Annotated in this window: 18 protein-coding genes; 15 read left to right on the plus strand and 3 right to left on the minus strand. The window is 71.0% G+C overall.

The features are described 5' to 3' along the window. Positions 1 to 90: 90 nt before the first annotated feature. The 15 genes from ACZ7M7_RS24505 (at position 91) to ACZ7M7_RS24575 (ending at position 16751) form a co-directional block, all read left to right on the plus strand. On the plus strand, positions 91 to 1758 hold the full coding sequence (locus ACZ7M7_RS24505) for a CTP synthase (RefSeq protein ID WP_369276133.1): 1668 nt from the start codon (positions 91 to 93) through the stop codon (positions 1756 to 1758). A gap of 98 nt (positions 1759 to 1856) precedes the next feature. Next, positions 1857 to 2483, plus strand: coding sequence for an NUDIX domain-containing protein (locus ACZ7M7_RS24510; protein WP_383615336.1), 627 nt, complete (start codon positions 1857 to 1859; stop codon positions 2481 to 2483). A 193-nt stretch (positions 2484 to 2676) separates the two neighbouring features. Next, positions 2677 to 4764: a tetratricopeptide repeat protein gene (locus ACZ7M7_RS24515; RefSeq protein WP_472120298.1), complete on the plus strand. Its 2088-nt coding sequence runs from the start codon at positions 2677 to 2679 to the stop codon at positions 4762 to 4764. Between the two features lie 134 nt (positions 4765 to 4898). Further along, positions 4899 to 6023 carry an alanine dehydrogenase gene (gene ald / locus ACZ7M7_RS24520; protein WP_383615342.1) on the plus strand — a complete coding sequence of 375 codons (1125 nt, stop codon included), beginning with the start codon at positions 4899 to 4901 and terminating at the stop codon, positions 6021 to 6023. Between the two features lie 399 nt (positions 6024 to 6422). Beyond that, positions 6423 to 7559 carry a ParA family protein gene (locus ACZ7M7_RS24525; protein WP_328428706.1) on the plus strand — a complete coding sequence of 379 codons (1137 nt, stop codon included), beginning with the start codon at positions 6423 to 6425 and terminating at the stop codon, positions 7557 to 7559. Next, on the plus strand, positions 7544 to 8164 hold the full coding sequence (locus tag ACZ7M7_RS24530) for a hypothetical protein (protein WP_383615345.1): 621 nt from the start codon (positions 7544 to 7546) through the stop codon (positions 8162 to 8164). Before ACZ7M7_RS24525 ends, ACZ7M7_RS24530 begins: the two co-directional genes overlap by 16 nt. An 18-nt stretch (positions 8165 to 8182) precedes the next feature. Then, a complete protein-coding gene (locus tag ACZ7M7_RS24535; protein WP_472120301.1) occupies positions 8183 to 9277 on the plus strand; it encodes a segregation and condensation protein A in 1095 nt (364 codons plus the stop codon). Continuing rightward, entirely contained in the window at positions 9274 to 9957 is a 684-nt protein-coding gene (gene scpB, locus ACZ7M7_RS24540) for an SMC-Scp complex subunit ScpB (protein WP_383615351.1), read from the plus strand. Before ACZ7M7_RS24535 ends, scpB begins: the two co-directional genes overlap by 4 nt. Further along, the gene (locus ACZ7M7_RS24545; RefSeq protein ID WP_383615354.1) at positions 9957 to 11078 is read left to right on the plus strand and encodes a pseudouridine synthase; all 1122 of its coding nucleotides are present in this window, start codon (positions 9957 to 9959) and stop codon (positions 11076 to 11078) included. Before scpB ends, ACZ7M7_RS24545 begins: the two co-directional genes overlap by 1 nt. Positions 11079 to 11187: 109 nt before the next feature. Next, a complete protein-coding gene (locus ACZ7M7_RS24550; protein WP_472120303.1) occupies positions 11188 to 12153 on the plus strand; it encodes a sigma-70 family RNA polymerase sigma factor in 966 nt (321 codons plus the stop codon). Further along, a complete protein-coding gene (locus ACZ7M7_RS24555) occupies positions 12150 to 12698 on the plus strand; it encodes a TIGR03086 family metal-binding protein (RefSeq protein ID WP_383615360.1) in 549 nt (182 codons plus the stop codon). Before ACZ7M7_RS24550 ends, ACZ7M7_RS24555 begins: the two co-directional genes overlap by 4 nt. Positions 12699 to 12751: 53 nt before the next feature. Continuing rightward, a complete protein-coding gene (locus tag ACZ7M7_RS24560) occupies positions 12752 to 14167 on the plus strand; it encodes an MFS transporter (RefSeq protein ID WP_472120305.1) in 1416 nt (471 codons plus the stop codon). A 77-nt stretch (positions 14168 to 14244) separates the two neighbouring features. Further along, positions 14245 to 14961, plus strand: a complete 717-nt coding sequence (locus ACZ7M7_RS24565; RefSeq protein WP_472120307.1) for an NUDIX hydrolase — start codon at positions 14245 to 14247, stop codon at positions 14959 to 14961. Next, a complete protein-coding gene (locus ACZ7M7_RS24570) occupies positions 14958 to 15980 on the plus strand; it encodes an ADP-ribosylglycohydrolase family protein (RefSeq protein ID WP_472120309.1) in 1023 nt (340 codons plus the stop codon). Before ACZ7M7_RS24565 ends, ACZ7M7_RS24570 begins: the two co-directional genes overlap by 4 nt. A gap of 3 nt (positions 15981 to 15983) precedes the next feature. Continuing rightward, on the plus strand, positions 15984 to 16751 hold the full coding sequence (locus ACZ7M7_RS24575) for a nucleotidyltransferase domain-containing protein (protein ID WP_383615372.1): 768 nt from the start codon (positions 15984 to 15986) through the stop codon (positions 16749 to 16751). On the opposite strand, the gene ACZ7M7_RS24580 is transcribed toward ACZ7M7_RS24575, so the two are convergent. Genes ACZ7M7_RS24580 through ACZ7M7_RS24590 form a run of 3 tightly spaced genes read right to left on the minus strand, consistent with a single transcriptional unit; the run spans position 16677 to position 17995 of the window. Then, positions 16677 to 17420: a nucleotidyltransferase domain-containing protein gene (locus ACZ7M7_RS24580; protein WP_472120311.1), complete on the minus strand. Its 744-nt coding sequence runs from the start codon at positions 17418 to 17420 to the stop codon at positions 16677 to 16679. The two genes, ACZ7M7_RS24575 and ACZ7M7_RS24580, sit on opposite strands and share 75 nt — an antisense overlap. 22 nt (positions 17421 to 17442) lie before the next feature. Next, a complete protein-coding gene (locus ACZ7M7_RS24585; protein ID WP_383615378.1) occupies positions 17443 to 17871 on the minus strand; it encodes a Rieske (2Fe-2S) protein in 429 nt (142 codons plus the stop codon). A 4-nt stretch (positions 17872 to 17875) separates the two neighbouring features. After that, positions 17876 to 17995, minus strand: a complete 120-nt coding sequence (locus ACZ7M7_RS24590) for a DUF6529 family protein (protein ID WP_472120313.1) — start codon at positions 17993 to 17995, stop codon at positions 17876 to 17878. Positions 17996 to 18037: the final 42 nt, after the last annotated feature.

Here is an 18037-nt window from a genome sequence, read left to right on the forward strand (position 1 = left end):
GCTGATACCCTGGTAGCCCGTGGACCGGTGGGCGTCAGAGACCCCCGAACCGCACTTCAAGATCGCGACCACGGGAGCCCCCTCTTGGCCATGCCGCCCGCTGCTTTTCGACACAACGCAGCCACGACGACCAAGCACATCTTCGTCACCGGGGGTGTCGCCTCCTCGCTCGGCAAGGGCCTGACGGCCTCCAGCCTCGGCATGCTGCTGAAGGCACGGGGCCTGCGGGTGGTCATGCAGAAGCTGGACCCGTACCTCAATGTCGACCCTGGCACGATGAACCCCTTCCAGCACGGCGAGGTGTTCGTCACCAACGACGGCGCCGAGACCGACCTGGACATCGGCCACTACGAGCGGTTCCTCGACCGTGACCTGGACGGATCCGCGAACGTCACCACCGGCCAGGTGTACTCGACCGTGATCGCCAAGGAGCGACGCGGCGAGTACCTCGGCGACACCGTGCAGGTCATCCCGCACATCACCAACGAGATCAAGCACCGCATCCGCCGCATGGCGACGGACGAGGTCGACGTCGTGATCACGGAGGTCGGCGGCACGGTCGGCGACATCGAGTCGCTGCCGTTCCTGGAGACTGTCCGCCAGGTCCGTCACGAGGTCGGTCGTGACAACGTCTTCGTCGTCCACATCTCGCTCCTGCCGTACATCGGCCCCTCGGGGGAGCTGAAGACGAAGCCGACCCAGCACTCGGTTGCGGCTCTGCGGAACATCGGTATCCAGCCAGACGCGATCGTCCTGCGCTGCGACCGTGAGGTGCCGACCGCGATCAAGCGCAAGATCTCGCTGATGTGCGACGTCGACGAGGCGGCCGTGGTGGCCTGCCCCGACGCCCGCTCCATCTACGACATTCCGAAGACCGTGCACGGCGAGGGCCTGGACGCCTATGTCGTCCGAAAGCTGGACCTGCCGTTCCGTGACGTGGACTGGACGACCTGGGACGATCTGCTCGACCGCGTCCACAACCCCGACCACGAGATCACCCTCGCGCTGGTCGGCAAGTACATCGACCTGCCCGACGCCTACCTGTCGGTGACCGAGGCGCTGCGCGCCGGCGGCTTCGCCAACAAGGCCCGCGTGAAGATCAAGTGGGTCACGTCCGACGACTGCAAGACCCCGGCCGGCGCCAAGCAGCAGCTCGCCGACGTGGACGGCATCTGCATCCCCGGTGGCTTCGGCGACCGCGGCGTGCTCGGCAAGGTCGGCGCCATCAAGTACGCCCGCGAGAACAAGATCCCGCTGCTCGGCCTGTGCCTGGGTCTGCAGTGCATCGTGGTCGAGGCGGCCCGCAACCTCGCCGACATCGGCGACGCCAACTCCACCGAGTTCGACCCGGCCACCTCCCACCCCGTCATCTCGACGATGGCCGAGCAGCTCGACATCGTCGCCGGTGAGGGTGACATGGGCGGCACCATGCGCCTCGGCATGTACCCGGCCAAGCTGGCCGAGGGCTCGATCGTGCGCGAGGTGTACGACGGCAAGGAGTACGTCGAGGAGCGGCACCGTCACCGCTACGAGGTGAACAACGCCTACCGGGCTGAGCTGGAGAAGAAGGCGGGCATCCTGTTCTCCGGCACGTCGCCCGACGGCAAGCTCGTCGAGTACGTGGAGTACCCGCGCGAGGTCCACCCCTACCTGGTGGCCACGCAGGCCCACCCGGAGCTGCGCTCGCGACCGACGCGCCCGCACCCGCTGTTCGCCGGGCTCGTGAAGGCCTCGGTCGAGCGCAAGAATTCGAAGTAACACACCAGTTGTACGGTGGCCGGGGTGCAAACCTTCAAAGGTGCGCACCCCGGTTTTCTTTGGCGGGTTCTTTTTGAAAGCGTGTGGAAGGGCAGGGCATGACGATCAAGGACACCCCGCAGGAGTGGGAGATCCGGGCCACGGACACCCCCTTCGTGGGCAACAAGACCTCCGTCCGCACGGACGACGTGGTCATGCCCGACGGCTCGGTCGTCCGCCGCGACTACCAGGTCCACCCGGGCTCCGTGGCCGTCCTCGCCCTGGACACCGAGGACCGTGTCCTGCTCATCAAGCAGTACCGCCACCCGGTGCGGCAGAAGCTCTGGGAGATCCCGGCCGGCCTGCTCGACATCCCCGGTGAGAACCCGCTGCACGCCGCCCAGCGCGAGCTGTACGAGGAGGCCCACGTCAAGGCCGGGGACTGGCGGGTGCTGACCGACGTCTACACCACCCCCGGCGGCTGCGACGAGGCCGTACGGATCTTCCTCGCCCGTGATCTGTCCGAGGCCGAGGGCGAGCGCTTCGAGGTGGAGGACGAGGAGGCCGACATGGAGCACGCGCGCGTGCCGGTCGACGAGCTGGTCCGGGGCGTGCTCGCGGGCGAGGTGCACAACAACTGCCTCGTCGTGGGCGTGCTGTCGCTGGTCGCCGCGCGTAACGGCGACGGGCTCGACGCGCTGCGCCCGGCGGAGGCGCCCTGGCCGGCGCGCCCCTTCGAGTCCTGAACCAACAGGACTGCGCGTCCCGAACGAAAACCGCCCCGCCATCGGTGTGAAGATCGGCTGATCCGATCGAGGGACGTCCTCGCCGTGCCCGCCACGCTCCGCCCGGAACGTAGCAGAGCGTGAACTAGGCTCTGATTACGCCCGAACCGGAGTCCCGGCGGGCTTGCGCGTGCGTGGGACGGGAGTGTGGCCCGTGACGGATCAGGTCGTGGACACAGGCGGCGTGCAGGCGTTGCCGCAGGCCCCCGCCGGGCGCCAATTCCTGGGCCGTACACGCGAGTTGAAGGAACTCCTCGCCGACATCGAGCGCGCGGGCCTCGACACCCTCTCCGGCCGCAAGGCACCACGCGCGCGCGTACTGCTCATCGCGGGCCGCCCCGGCTCGGGACGTACGGCGCTCGCCGAGGAGCTGGTACGGCAGGTGGCGGACCGTTACGGCGACGGCGTGCTGCGGGCCCGCCTGAGCGAGCCCGACGGCACCCCCGTCCCCGTCGAGCGCACCGCCCGCGAGCTGCTCACCGCCCTGGACCGGCCGGCACCGGCCGGCGCCGCCGAGGACGACCTCACGGCGGTGCTCCGCGACACCCTGGCCGACCGCCGGGTCCTGCTGCTGCTCGACGACGCGGCCCGCGCCGAGCAGGTCGACGCCCTGCTGCCGGACACCCCGGAGTGCCTGGCCGTCGCGGTCTCCGGAGGCCCGCTGACCGGGATCTCGGACGTACGGCCCTGCACGCTCGGCGGCCTCGACACCAAGTCGGCCGTGGAGCTGCTGTCCCGGCACGCCGGCTCGGTGCGCATCACGGTCGACCCGCGGGCCGCCGAGGACCTGGTGGAGGTGTGCCAGGGCCAGCCGGCCGCCCTGATGCTGGCCGGCGGCTGGCTCGCGGCCCGGCCCAAGGCGGCCGTCGCCGACCTCGCCAAGCAGCTGCACGCCGAGGGCGAGGACGGCACACCGCTCGGCAGGGTCTTCCGGCTCGCCTACGCGGGGCTGCCGACCCCGGCCGCCCGGATACTGCGGCTGCTCTCGCTGGCCCCCGGCGGCCTCGTCGACCCGCACACCGCCTCCGCGCTCGCCGGCTCCTCGGTGGACGGGGCCCGCGCCACCCTGGACGACCTGGTCGCCCTCGGCCTGCTGCAGACCGTGGACTCGCCGCTGCCGCAGTACGAGGTCCCGGCCTGTCTGCACCGGCTACTGCGGGCCCTCACCGAGACCCAGGACCGCCCCGCCGAGCTGCAGCTCGCCCGCGCCCGGATGCTGGAGCGGACCGTACGGCTGCTGCAGTCCTGCCGCGCGATCACCGAGACCGACAACCCCGAGACCCGGCAGAAGCTCCTCGGCATGCCTCGCGCCCTGCGCTTCCCCAACCCCCGGGCAGCCGCCGAGTGGCTCGGTATCCGCAGGCCCGCCCTGCTGGCCGCGGCCCGGGCCGCGGTCGCCGACGGGGAGCTGGACACGCTCGCAAGGCGCCTGATGTCCCAGCTGGTCAGGGCGATGGCCGCCCACTTCGGCGCCCAGGCGGCCGCCGGTGACCTGTACGACATCCACGGCCTGGTCCTCGACGTGGCCGAGCGCCGCCGGCTGCCCCGCGAGAAGGCCGCGGCCCTGCTGAACCTCGGCGATCTCGACGCCCGGACGGGACGAACCCGGGAGGCGCTGGTGCGGTTCCGGGCCGCGCTGGATGCCGGGTGGGAAGCAAATGACCCGTATGCGACCGGCCGCGCGATGGAATCCGTAGGCGGCGCCCATCTGGAGCTCGGGGACTACGACCGGGCCGCCGACTGGTTCGGCCGCGCGCTGGCCGAGCGGCTGGCCCGCGGCGAGCGGGCGGACGCCGCCCGGCTGCACGGCCGTATCGCCGAGGCGCACACCTACGCGGGCCGGTACGGCGACGCGCTGCGCAACTGGCGGTCGGCGGTCACCGGGCACCGCAAGAACGGCGATGTCGCCGGTCACGCCCGGGCGTTGAGCGAGCTGGCGCGGGTCCAGGAGTACGCCGGCCGCCCCGAGGAATCGCTGCGCACCTGCCAGGAGGCGGTGGAGTGGGCGCGGCGCGCCGAGGACGTACGGCTGCAGGGCGCTCTGCATCTGCGGCTCGCCGACACGCTGGAGCACCTCGGCGATCCCGCGGCGGCGCAGCTGCACCGAGGCGCCGCCGAGCGGATGCTGGGAGAGGAGCCTGAGGACTCCGATGCGGCCGCCTCTGAGCCCGGACAAGAGGGTTTCGAGTCGGAGCAGGCCGCAAACGCCTGCGAAATCCGTAGTGCATCCGCAGAAGATTGATGCAATGAAAGGCTAGACAGCGAGAACGCCTTCATTAGACTGGCTCTGCCGCACCTTCTTCGCGGTGTCTCCCGGTGTGCCCCCGCATACCCGGGTATGTCTTGTAATGCCCCACACCCTCTGAGCCAAGGACCGTGATCGACGTGAAGGTCGGCATCCCCCGCGAGGTCAAGAACAACGAGTTCCGGGTGGCCATCACCCCCGCAGGCGTGCACGAGCTGGTGCGCCACGGCCACCAGGTCGTCATCGAGCAGGGCGCCGGTGTCGGCTCGTCGATCCCGGACAGCGAGTACGTCTCCGCAGGCGCCCAGATCCTCCCGACCGCCGACGAGGTGTGGGCCGCCGCCGACCTGCTGCTGAAGGTCAAGGAGCCCATCGCCGAGGAGTACCACCGCCTCCGCAAGGACCAGACGCTCTTCACCTACCTGCACCTGGCCGCCTCCAAGGAGTGCACGGACGCGCTCATCGAGTCCGGCACCACCGCGATCGCCTACGAGACGGTCGAGCTGCCCACCCGGGCCCTGCCGCTGCTCGCCCCCATGTCCGAGGTCGCGGGCCGCCTCGCCCCGCAGGTCGGCGCCTACCACCTGATGGCCGCGAACGGCGGCCGCGGTGTCCTGCCCGGCGGTGTCCCCGGCGTGCTGGCCGGCCGGGCCGTCGTCATCGGCGGCGGGGTCTCCGGCTGGAACGCCGCGCAGATCGCCATCGGCATGGGCTTCCACGTGACCCTGCTCGACAAGGACATCAACAAGCTCAAGGAGGCGGACAAGGTCTTCGGCACGAAGATCCAGACCGTCGTCTCCAACGCCTTCGAGCTGGAGAAGGCCTGCCTCGAGGCCGACCTCGTCATCGGCGCCGTCCTCATCCCGGGCGCCAAGGCCCCGAAGCTCGTCACCAACGAGCTGGTGTCCCGGATGAAGCCCGGAAGTGTTCTTGTCGACATCGCGATCGACCAGGGCGGCTGCTTCGAGGACTCGCGTCCCACCACGCACGCCGAGCCGACCTTCCCGGTCCACAACTCGGTCTTCTACTGCGTCGCCAACATGCCCGGCGCGGTGCCCAACACCTCCACCTACGCGCTGACCAACGCCACGCTGCCGTACATCATCGAACTGGCCAACCACGGCTGGGTCGAGGCGCTGCGCCGTGACCCCGCGCTGGCCAGGGGCCTCAACACGCATGACGGCAAGGTGGTTTACCGGCAGGTCGCGGAGGCGCACGGCCTGGAGCACGTGGAGCTCGCCTCGCTGCTCGGCTGAGCCGATCGGCTAAGTCACTTTCTGGTAAAGGCGATACGTCAACACAGGTCGTCAACCGCACGCACCCGGCCGGACCTTGCCCGAAAAGGTCCGGCCGGATGTGTGTATGGTCACTTTGCGACTCTCGGTCAACTCGCCTCGAACGCAACCCTTCGACCGATTCGCACACCCGTGAAACCTGCTGTGCGACGGCCGTACGCCCTTGACAGCGGGATGTTTCATTGTCGACACATCTGCTCGGTCCGGCGGATTGTGTTGCTGCGGACCACCGACACGCCATAGAGTCGCCAACCGTCAGCATGGTGCAACGCTGACCTGTCTAGAAGTTTCCTGGTCACCAAGGAGGTAAGACGACTTGTGAATGAGTCGACATTTTCTCCCGGGGGTGGTCAACCAGGAATGCCGGTACGGGACCAGGGTCCCGCGGGATTCGAGGCTGTCGGCTCCGTTGCGGTGCGCACCTTCGCAGCCCATCAGGGTCACCGGAGCACAGGGGTGACTCAGACAGCACACCAGAGCATGGATGGCCATCACGTGAACGCCATGGCCGGCGACGGAAGTGGCGCGCCCCACAACCAACTCGCCGCCTACGACGAACTGCCCGACGGGCACTTCTACGACCCCGACGCGGAGTACGAGCCAGACCCCGAGTACGCGGCCACGCTCGCGCCCGACGCTGCCCGGCAGCGCCGCGAGCGCGTCGGCCCGACCGGGCGTCCGCTGCCGTACTTCCCGATCCCGGGTCCGCTGACCGACCACGGCCCCGCGAAGATCATCGCGATGTGCAACCAGAAGGGCGGCGTCGGCAAGACGACGTCGACCATCAACCTGGGTGCCGCGCTCGCGGAATACGGACGCCGGGTCCTGCTCGTCGACTTCGACCCTCAGGGCGCGCTCTCGGTCGGCCTCGGCGTCAATCCGATGGAGCTCGACCTCACGGTCTACAACCTGCTCATGGAGCGGGGCATGTCGGCCGACGAGGTGCTCCTGAAGACAGCGGTCCCGAACATGGACCTGCTCCCGAGCAACATCGACCTGTCGGCCGCCGAGGTCCAGCTGGTGAGCGAGGTCGCGCGCGAGTCGACACTCCAGCGCGCCCTCAAGCCGCTGCTGCCGGACTACGACTTCATCGTGATCGACTGCCAGCCCTCGCTGGGCCTGCTCACGGTGAACGCGCTGACAGCAGCCCACAAGGTGATCGTGCCCCTGGAGTGCGAGTTCTTCGCCCTGCGCGGCGTCGCACTGCTGACGGAGACCATCGAGAAGGTCCAGGAGCGGCTCAACCCGGAGCTGGAGCTCGACGGGATCCTGGCCACGATGTACGACTCGCGCACGGTCCACAGCCGCGAGGTCCTGGCCCGGGTGGTCGAGGCGTTCGACGATCACGTCTACCACACGGTCATCGGGCGCACGGTCCGCTTCCCGGAGACCACGGTCGCCGGTGAGCCGATCACCACGTACGCCTCCAACTCCGTCGGCGCCGCCGCCTATCGTCAGCTCGCCAGGGAGGTGCTCGCCCGGTGTCACGCCGAGTGAGTCTGCCGGGGGCCGACGAACTGTTCCGTACGACAGGGGGTATGGCGCTCCAGCCGTCCACTCCCCGGCGCCCGGCCAACGGCGAGGCCCGGGTGCCGGCTCCCGCGGGGGAGAGCGACAACGCCGCCGCTGAGGACGTGCCGCAGTCGGTGCCCGCGCAGGGCGGCGACGGTGACGGCGCAGAGCATGTGGCGGCAGACGCCGAGTCCGTCGACGCCGGCGAGTCGCGCAGCCGGGCCGCATCCGCGGAGCGCTCCGCTCGGCGGCAGGGGGCGCAGGAAGGTTCTGCCGGGGCGTCCGCGAATTCCGTCGGCGGCTCTGCCGCGTCCGGTGCGGCTGCCGCCGCCTCCGCCGCGCCGCGCAAGCGTGGACGGCAGGCCTCGCGTCGGCCCAGTGGTCGCGAGCGGCACGACGAGAAGATCACCGTGTACGTCTCCGCCGAGGAGCTCATGGATCTGGAGCACGCCCGTCTGGTGCTCCGCGGTGAGCACGGGCTGGCCGTCGACCGCGGGCGGATCGTCCGCGAGGCGGTGGCCGTGGTGCTCGCGGATCTGGAGAGCCGGGGAGACGCCAGCATCCTGGTACGACGGCTTCGCGGGCGGTAGCGGTAGCCTGCGGGGGCTATGACCTCGAACGACGTTCCCGCCCCCGCCGCCGGTGCCTCCGGCGGGCGGCGGCGTGCGCTGGGGCGGGGGCCGGGCGCGGCACCTGTGGCTCCGCCCGTCGAGCCGGTACTGCTGCCTCCCGAGGAGGCGGTGCCTGTTCCGCCTCAGGCGGAGAGCGAGTCCCCGCCTGAGGTTGAGACTTCGGATCCCACCGGTGGGCACGACGGCGGCGGCGATGACCACGTGCCGACCGCTGCCGAACCTGCGCCTGCGGAAGCGGCCTCCGACCCCCGAGAACCCGGCGACGGTGTCTTCAAGGTCCGCCTCTCCAACTTCGAGGGCCCCTTCGACCTCCTTCTCCAGCTGATCTCCAAGCACAAGCTCGATGTCACCGAAGTCGCGTTGTCCAAGGTGACCGACGAGTTCATGGGGCACATCAAGGCGATGGGGCCCGACTGGGATCTCGACGAGACGACCGAGTTCCTTGTCGTCGCGGCGACTTTGCTCGACCTCAAGGCGGCGCGGCTGCTGCCCGCCGCCGAGGTGGAGGACGAGGCAGATCTCGCGTTGCTGGAAGCCAGGGATCTGCTGTTCGCGCGGCTGCTGCAGTACCGGGCGTACAAGCAGATCGCCGACATCTTCAGCCGGCGGCTGGACGACGAGGCCCGGCGCTATCCGCGGACCGTCGGGCTGGAGCCGCATCACGCCGAGCTGTTGCCCGAGGTCGTCATCAGCATCGGGGCGGAAGGTTTCGCCAGGCTCGCGGTCAAGGCGATGCAGCCCAAGCCCAAGCCCCAGGTGTACGTCGATCACATCCACGCGCCGCTCGTCAGCGTGCAGGAGCAGGCCGGGATCGTCGTCGCGCGGCTGAAGGAGTTCGGCGAGGCCAGCTTCCGTTCCCTGGTCGAGGACACCGACGACACCCTCACCGTCGTGGCGCGATTCCTGGCTCTGCTGGAGCTTTATCGCGAGAAGGCCGTCGCCCTCGACCAGGAGATCGCTCTCGGTGAGCTCATCGTGCGGTGGACCGGTGGGGAGGGGGACGAGGCGCCCCTGGTGACCGACGAGTTCGACCGCCCGCCCGAGCTGCCCAAGGAGGAGAAGAAGGCGTGAGTGAGGAGACCACCGAGCTTCCGGCCGGACTGCGCGGCGTCGCGGACCTCGACCTGAAGCCCGCTCTGGAGGCGATGCTCATGGTCGTGGACGAGCCCGCGACCGAGGAGCGCCTCGCGAAGCTCCTGGAGCGGCCCCGTCGGCAGATCGCCGACGCCCTGCGGGAGCTGGCCGACGAGTACGCCGTGCAGAAGCGAGGCTTCGAGCTGCGGTTCGTGGCCGGCGGCTGGCGTTTCTACACCCGCGCCGAGTACGCGGCCGCCGTCGAACGGCTCGTGCTCGACGGCCAGACGGCCCGGCTCACGCAGGCCGCCCTGGAGACGCTCGCGGTCGTCGCGTACCGCCAGCCGGTCAGCCGTAGCAGGGTCTCGGCCGTGCGCGGAGTGAACTGTGACGGTGTGATGCGCACCCTCCTGCAGCGCGGGCTGGTCGAGGAGGCGGGCACGGAACCCGAAACAGGTGCGATCCTGTACAGGACGACGAACTACTTCCTGGAGCGGATGGGCCTGCGCGGTCTGGACGAGCTCCCGGAGCTCGCGCCCTTCCTCCCGGAGGCGGAGGCGATCGAGGCCGAGACCCAGGAAGGCGTTCCGTCGTTCGACCCGGACGCTCCCGATGACGGTCCGGGCGTCCCGGCACCCCGGGGCACCGACGACGTAGACGACCAGACGGAACTTTGATGCGAAGCAGCAGCGGCAGGAACAGCAGCGGAAACAACGGCGGGAGCCGTGGTGGCAACAGCGGCGGCCGCGGCGGAAGCAGCGGTGGCCGCGGTAACTACCGCGGCGCCGGTAACAACCGCGACGACAAGCAGGGCGGCCGGCCGAAGAAGCCGCGCCCGGAGGAGCGGCGCTACGACGTGGGCCCCGGCGCCTCCCCGGACGGCCCGAAGTCGGGGCGTGGCGCCTCGGCGCGCGGCGGCGCCAAGGGCGGCCCCAAGCAGGGCCAGGGCACCGGGCGCGGCCGTACGGCTCCGGCGAGTTCCCGCGAGTACGACGCGCGGGCCGAGGAGCGCAACCGCGAGCGCTACGCCGGCAAGAAGGACGTCAAGCTGCCCAAGACCTTCCCGGGCGCCGAGCAGGAGGGCGAGCGGCTGCAGAAGGTCCTCGCGCGCGCGGGCTACGGCTCGCGGCGGGCCTGCGAGGAGCTGATCGAGCAGGCCCGGGTCGAGGTCAACGGCGAGATCGTCCTCGAGCAGGGCAAGCGCGTCGACACGGAGAAGGACGAGGTCAAGGTCGACGGCCTGACGGTCGCGACGCAGTCGTACCAGTTCTTCTCACTGAACAAGCCCGCCGGTGTCGTCTCGACGATGGAGGACAACGAGGGCCGGCAGTGCCTCGGTGACTACGTCACCAACCGGGAGACGCGGCTCTTCCACGTCGGGCGGCTCGACACCGAGACCGAGGGCGTCATCCTGCTCACCAACCACGGCGAGCTGGCCCACCGGCTGACCCACCCCAGGTACGGCGTGAAGAAGGTCTATCTCGCGCACATCGTGGGCCCGATCCCGCGTGACCTGGGCAAGCAGCTCAAGGACGGCATCCAGCTGGAGGACGGGTACGCACGCGCGGACCACTTCCGGGTCGTCGAGCAGACCGGCAAGAACTACCTGGTCGAGGTCACCCTGCACGAGGGCCGCAAGCACATCGTGCGCCGGATGCTCGCCGAGGCGGGCTTCCCGGTCGACAAGCTCGTGCGCGTCGCCTTCGGCCCGATCACGCTCGGCGACCAGAAGTCGGGCTGGCTGCGGCGGCTGTCGAACACCGAGGTCGGCATGCTGATGAAGGAAGTCGATCTGTAGGCCGGACCTCGGTCCCACGCGCGAATCGGCCGGTTCCGGATGTGCTCCGGGGCCGGCCGATTCGTTTTCGCCGCTCCGCCGGTCTGTATGGGTGACGGAGGGAGCGGGGATGAGTACGACCACTGCGGACCGTGACGAGTTCGTCCGGCTGACCGACCCGTACCGGCGGGAGCTGCTCGCGCACTGCTACCGGATGCTGGGGTCGGTCGACGAGGCCGAGGACCTGGTGCAGGAGACCTATCTGCGGGCCTGGCGGTCCTACGACGGCTTCGAGGGCCGGGCGTCCTTGCGGACGTGGCTGCACCGGATCGCCACCAACACGTGTCTGACGGCGCTGGAGGGCCGTGCGCGCCGTCCGCTGCCCTCGGGGCTGGGCGGGCCCGCCGAGGCGCCTGAGGAGCCGCTGAGGGCCCCTGTGACGGACGTGCCGTGGCTCCAGCCGCTGCCCGATGCGTCGGGCGACCCGGCGGGCGTCGTCGCCGCGCGGGGAAGTCTGCGCCTCGCCCTGGTCGCGGCCCTTCAGCATCTGCCCGCGCGCCAGCGTGCCGTCCTCATCCTGCGGGACGTGCTGGCCTGGCGGGCGCCCGAGGTGGCCGCGCTGCTCGGCACGTCCGCGGCGGCGGTGAAGAGCAGCCTCCAGCGCGCGCGTGCCCGACTCGACGAGGTGGCTCCCGACGAGGACCTCGTCGAGGAACCGGAGGGCGCCGCCGACCGCGAGGTGCTCGACCGGTACGTGGCCGCCTTCGAGAACGCCGACCTGGAATCCCTGATCGGACTGCTCCAGGACGGCGTCGAGCTGGAGATGCCGCCCTTCCTGGAGTGGTACAGCGGCAAGGTGGACGTGCTGCGGTTCCTGCACGTGCGTGTCCACGAGAAGGGCACCCTGCGGATGTTGCGCACGCGCGCGAACGGGCAGCCGGCGGTGGCGATGTACGTCCGCGGGGAGGACGACGTCCTGCGAGCGCACTCCCTGCAGGTGCTCACGGTGCAGAAAGGGCTCCTGGCCCGGATCACGGCCTTCCTCGAGCCGGCGGACCTGCTCGACCGGTTCGGGCTGCCCAAGGAGCTGTCATGAACTCCGGGGAGCTGCTGGAGCGTTCGCTCGCCTATGCACTGGGCAGCGTCGCCGGGTCCGGGTCCGCGAGCCTGACGCGCGCGACGCCCTGCGCCGAGTGGGACCTCGGGGAGCTGCTCGGGCATCTCGACGACTCGCTGGACGCGCTGTACGAGGGCCTGACCGGCGGGCGGATCGGGCTGCTCCCGCGTGCCGACCGGGCCTGCGGCTTCCGTACGCGCGCGTGCGCGGTGCTCGGCGCCTGGTCGGCCGGACCCGCCGAGGAGCGTGTCCTGGTCGGTGAACGGCCGCTGGACGTGCGGGTGATGGCCGCCGTGGGCGCCGTCGAGATCGCCGTGCACGGGTGGGACGTCGCTCAGGCCTGCGGCCGGCCCAGGCCCATCCCGCTCCCGCTCGCGGCCGAGCTGCTGAGCATCGCCCGCTGTGTGGTCGCGGAGGAGGACCGGGGCGTGCGGTTCGGCGCGCTGGTCGAGGTGCCGCCCCGCGCGCGTGCCGACGTCCGGCTGCTGGCCTTCCTGGGCCGCCGCGATTCCTTTCCGGAGTGAGCCCGGTCTGCCTTCCGTGAGTGAACCCTCGTGATCTCACGGAAGGCATCGTCATGACCGAGACCCTGAAAGCCCCTCTCCCGCCGGCAGCCGCCGCACAGGCGCCCCCGCGCCGCGGATGGACGGTCGCCCTCGCCGGGCTCGGCGCGCTGCTGTGCTCCCTCGACGTCGTGGTCGTCGCCACCGCGCTGCCCGCGCTGCAGGCCGACTTCGGGGCGAGCCTGTCCGAGCTGGAGTGGACGATCAACGCCTACAACCTCGTCTTCGCCTGTCTCACCCTGACCGGCGCCGCGCTGGGCGACCGGTTCGGGCGGCGGCGGATGTACGTCGTGGGCCTCGCCGTCTTCACGCTCGCCTCGGCCGCGGCGGCTCTCGCCTCGGGCCCCGGCCAGCTCATCGGCGCGCGCCTGCTGCAGGGCGCCGGGGCAGCCGTACTGCTGCCGCTCACCCTGACCCTGATCAGTGAGGCGTTCCCGGCCGAGAAGCGGGGCGTCGCCATCGGCCTGTGGGGCGGGGTGACCGGACTCGGTGTGGCCGCCGGGCCGGTGCTGGGCGGGGCCGTCACCGAGGGCCTGTCCTGGCAGTGGATCTTCTGGCTGAACGTGCCCATCGGGCTGGCCATGATCCCCCTCGCCGCCCGCAAGCTGCGCGAGAGCCACGGCACCCGTCCCCAGCTCGACCTGGTCGGGCTGGTGCTCGCGGCCGTGGGCCTGACGGGCCTGGCCTGGGCGCCGGTGCGGGCGCCCGAGGCGGGCTGGGGGAGCGCCGAGGTGCTGACCGCGCTGGCCGCCGGGATCGTGTTCGTCGCGGCTTTCCTGGGCTGGGAGAAGAACGGGGCCCGCTATCCGATGCTGCCGCTGTCCCACTTCCGGCGGCGCGGCTTCTCGACCGCCAACGCCTCCGCCTTCCTCCTCTTCGCCTCGCTGCTCGGCGCCCTGTTCATGATCACGCAGCTCTTCCAGATCGGCCTCGGCTACTCCCCGCTGGAGGCGGGTGTCCGGATCCTGGTCTGGAACGCCACGCCGCTGCTGGTCGCGCCGATCGCCGGAGCGCTCGCCGACCGGTTCGGCACCCGGCCGTTCATGCTGGGCGGCCTGGTGCTGCAGGCGACGGGCCTCGCGCTGCTGGCCCGGCTGGTCGAACCCGGCGTCGGATACGGCAGCCTCGTCGTCCCGCTGATCGTCGCGGGCGTCGGCATCTCCATGGTGTTCCCGAGCGTGGCCAACGCCGTGACCTCGTCCGTCCCGCTGGGCGACGCGGGCGTCGCGGCCGGCGTCAACAACGCGCTGCGCGAGCTGGGCGGCGTCTTCGGCATCGCCATCGCCGCGGCCGTGTTCACGACGTACGGCGGCTACGGCTCGCCGGCGGCGTTCATCGACGGAGCCGGGGCGGCGCTGTGGGTGACGGCGGCCGCGGCGGCCGTGGGAGCGGGGGTGGCGGCGTTCGCGCCCTCCCGCGCGCGGGCCTAGCAATTACCGGGTCAGGGCTTGCGGCACCCACCCCACCCTCTTTATAGTCGTACTGACTATTAAGGGGGTGGGTTCGCATGGACTACGACAAGTACGCCCACGAACCTTTCGCCGTCACCGCCGACCTGGCCGTCCTCACCATCCGCGACGGCGCCCTGCACGTCCTGCTGGTCGAGCGCGGGCAGGAGCCGTACCAGGGCCACTGGGCGCTCCCCGGCGGGTTCGTGCAGCCGGACGAGTCGGCGGAGGCCGCCGCCCGGCGTGAACTCGCCGAGGAGACCGGCCTGTCGGACGTCTCCGGACTGCACCTGGAGCAACTGCGGACCTACAGCGAACCCGACCGCGACCCCCGGATGCGGGTCGTGACGGTGGCCTTCACCGCCCTGCTGCCCCACCCGCCCGAACCGCACGGCGGCAGCGACGCCGCGCAGGCGCGCTGGGTGCCGTACGACTCGGCGGGTCCGCTCGCCTTCGACCACGACCGGATCCTGGCCGACGCCCATGAACGCGTCGGCGCCAAGCTCGAGTACGCGGGCCTCGCCACCGCCTTCTGCCCACCCGAGTTCACGCTCGGCGAGCTGCAGCAGGTCTACGAGACGGTGTGGGGCACCGCCCTCGACCGGCCCAACTTCCGCCGCAAGGTGCTCGCCACGCCGGGCTTCGTCGAACCCGTGCCCGGCGCGGCCCGGCTCACCGGCGGTCGCGGCAAACCGGCCGCGCTGTACCGCGCGGGCAGCGCCGCCACCCTCCACCCGCCCCTGCTGCGGCCCACCCCGGAAGGACGCCCCGCATGACCACGACCACCGTCCGCAAGCGCGCCGCCACCGGCGCCCTGCTCGGCCTCGCCCTCGGGGACGCGCTCGGCTTCCCGACCGAGTTCAACGACGTGCCGTCGATCCTCGCCAAGTGCGGGCCATGGCGCGAGATGGACCTGCCGACGCCGGCCGTCGTCACCGACGACACACAGATGACGCTCGCGTTGGGGAAGGGCCTGCGGACGGCGATGGACCGGGGCGTGCTCGGACCCGGGGCGATGGTGGAGCCGGTGCGTGCGGAGTTCGTCGCATGGAACCGCTCTCCGGAGAACAACAGGGCCCCGGGCAATACCTGCCTCAGAGCCTGTGACCTGCTGGAGCGCACCGACACGCCCTGGCAGGACGCCAGCCAGATCGGCTCCAAGGGCTGCGGCGCCAACATGCGCGTCGCGCCGGTCGGGCTCGTCCCCGGTCTCAGCGACGAACAGCGTGCGGGCGCCGCCCAGTTGCAGTCAGCGCTGACCCACGGGCACCCGACGGCCCTCGCCGCCTCCGATCTGACCGCGCACGCCGTACGACTGCTCGCCCAGGGCGCCGAACCGACCGGACTGGTCGGGCTGCTGCGGTCGTACGCCTACGAGAACCGCACCCGCTACCACGAGCGCTGGCTCGGCGACCTGTGGACCCGCAGCCAGGACCCCACCGCCGAGCACTTCATCACGCGAGGCTGGGACGAGTGCCTGGGGATCCTGGACCGGGTCCAGGACGCCGTACGGACCGTCTCGCCAGAGACCGATCCGTGCCTGGCCACCGGCGAGGGCTGGATCGCCGAAGAGGCCATGGCCTCCGGCCTGTTGTGCTTCCTGTGGTTCGTCGACGAGCCGCTGACGGCGCTGCGCCGGGCCGCCTGCACGTCGGGCGACTCGGACTCGATCGCGTGTCTGGCGGGGGCCTTCGCGGGCGCGTATCTGGGCGCCGACGCCTGGCCGGCCCCGTGGGCGGACCGGATCGAGTACCGGGGTGATCTGCTGACCCTCGGGGCGCTCTGGGACGCTTGACGGATGATCGACGCCCTGGACATCGACCTCACGCCCGTCGTTGCCGAGCAGCCCGACCCGGTGCTGTTCGCGACCGTCTCCGGCGCGCATCTGTACGGCTTTCCGTCGCGCGACTCGGACGTGGACCTGCGGGGCGTGCACCTGCTGCCGGCCGCCGACCTCGTCGGGCTGCGGGAGCCGGACGAGACGCGGTCGCGGATGTGGGTCCGCGACGGCGTCGAGATGGACCTGGTCACGCACGACCTGCGCAAGTTCGTACGGCTGATGCTGCGCCGCAACGGCTATGTGCTGGAGCAGCTGCTCTCGCCGCTCGTCGTGCACACCACGGACGTCCACCGGGAGCTGGCCGAGCTGGCGCCCGGCGTCCTCACCGGCCACCACGCCCATCACTACCGGGGTTTCGCCGGGACGCAGTGGCGGCTCTTCGAGAAGACCGGCGAGCTCAAGCCGCTGCTCTACACCTTCCGGGTGCTGCTCACCGGCATCCATCTGATGCGCAGCGGTGAGGTGCAGCCCCATCTGCCCACGCTGGTCGGGGAGGTCGCCTCGGACGGGGAGGCCGACGCGCCCGGCTATCTGCCGGAGCTGATCGCGGCCAAGGCGGAGCAGGAGCACGGGCCCGCCGACGTCGAGCACGCGCGTGTGGCGGCCGACGTCGAGCGGCTGCACGGTGTGCTGGACGAGGCGCAGGCGGCCTCAGCGCTGCCCGACGCCCCGAGCGCCTTCGACGCCCTGCACGCCCTCGTCGTACGGACCCGGCTGGAGAGCTGAGGCGCGGCGGACGCCGATCAGGAAGTCCTCGACCCGGCGGCGGTCCGGCTCGGCCGGGAGCGGGCTGTGGGGGACGGCCTCCTCCGCCTCCCTCGCCAGGCGGGTCATCCGGGACTCGACCTCCGGCCAGGGGACCTCGCCGCGCTTGACCTCCAGCAGTGCCTCGCGCCCGTCACCCACGTCGATCGTCAGGTGGCCGCTGCGCAGCAGGTCGCGGGCGCTCGTCAGGAGGCGCAGGAGGTGCATCGCGTGCTTCCAGCGCGGGGCGCCGTGGGAGCGGACGTCCGCCTCCAGCTTCTTGCGCTGGCCCAGTGCGTAGCGCGTGAACGTCTCGAAGGCCCGGCGGGACAGGAACGCCTCGCGCAGGGCGAGCAACTCGCGGCCCGTGTCGTCGACGTGCTCCACGAGCGGGGAGTGTAGGCACTCCAGGATGTTCGGGTTGGCGCGCAGGGCGAGCTCGCAGAAGCGCTCGAGTTCCCAGCTGAACTGCTCCTCCAGCGGGCCGTCGATGTGCGTCGGCGGCTTGTCGAAGCGCCAGAAGAGCGGCGTGGGGGCGAGGAACACACCCCGGCGGTCGGTGTCGCTGCCGTCCGTCGCCAGACCGAAGGCCCGCGAGCCCATCACACAGGCGTAGATCGTGTGGTCGCGGACCAGGGTCTCGGGGTGCATGGCCCGGAGCGTACGCGGCGGATCACACCAGCCGGATCGAATTTCCCTCCACGACGATGTTCTTCGCGGGCAGCGGCTTCGTGGCCGGAGGGTTGGCCACCGCGCCGTCCGTGATGTTGAACTTGCTGCCGTGGCACGGGCAGTTGATCGTCCCGTCCGAAACGCTGCCGACCAGGCACTGCTGGTGGGTGCAGATGGCGGAGAAGGCCTTGAACTCGCCCTGCTCGGGCTGGGTCACCACGACCTTCTCGTCCTTGAAGATCGTGCCGCCGCCCACCGGGATGTCGGACGTGCCGGCCAGCTCGTCGCCGTCCTGGCCGGGGGAGACGGTGGTCGAGGTCGGCGACGAGTCGCCGTCGCCGTCGGAATCACCGCAGCCGGCGACGAGCGCCGTCGCACCCGTCACGCCGGTCGCGATGAGGATCGTGCGCCGCGTCGGACGGTAGGTCATGTCGTCACTCCGAAAGTGCGGAAGAACCAGGGGGGTGGAAGCGCGCCAAGCGGATCAACAGCATCTTTGCACTTAAACCACCAAAGAAGAAGCAAGCTATAACGGAGTGCTGGAAAACGTGCATTTCGTATGCCGGTGTCTCAGCGGGCGAGCGACGTGCCTGGGC

This window comes from Streptomyces sp. NPDC111606 (assembly GCF_055656945.1).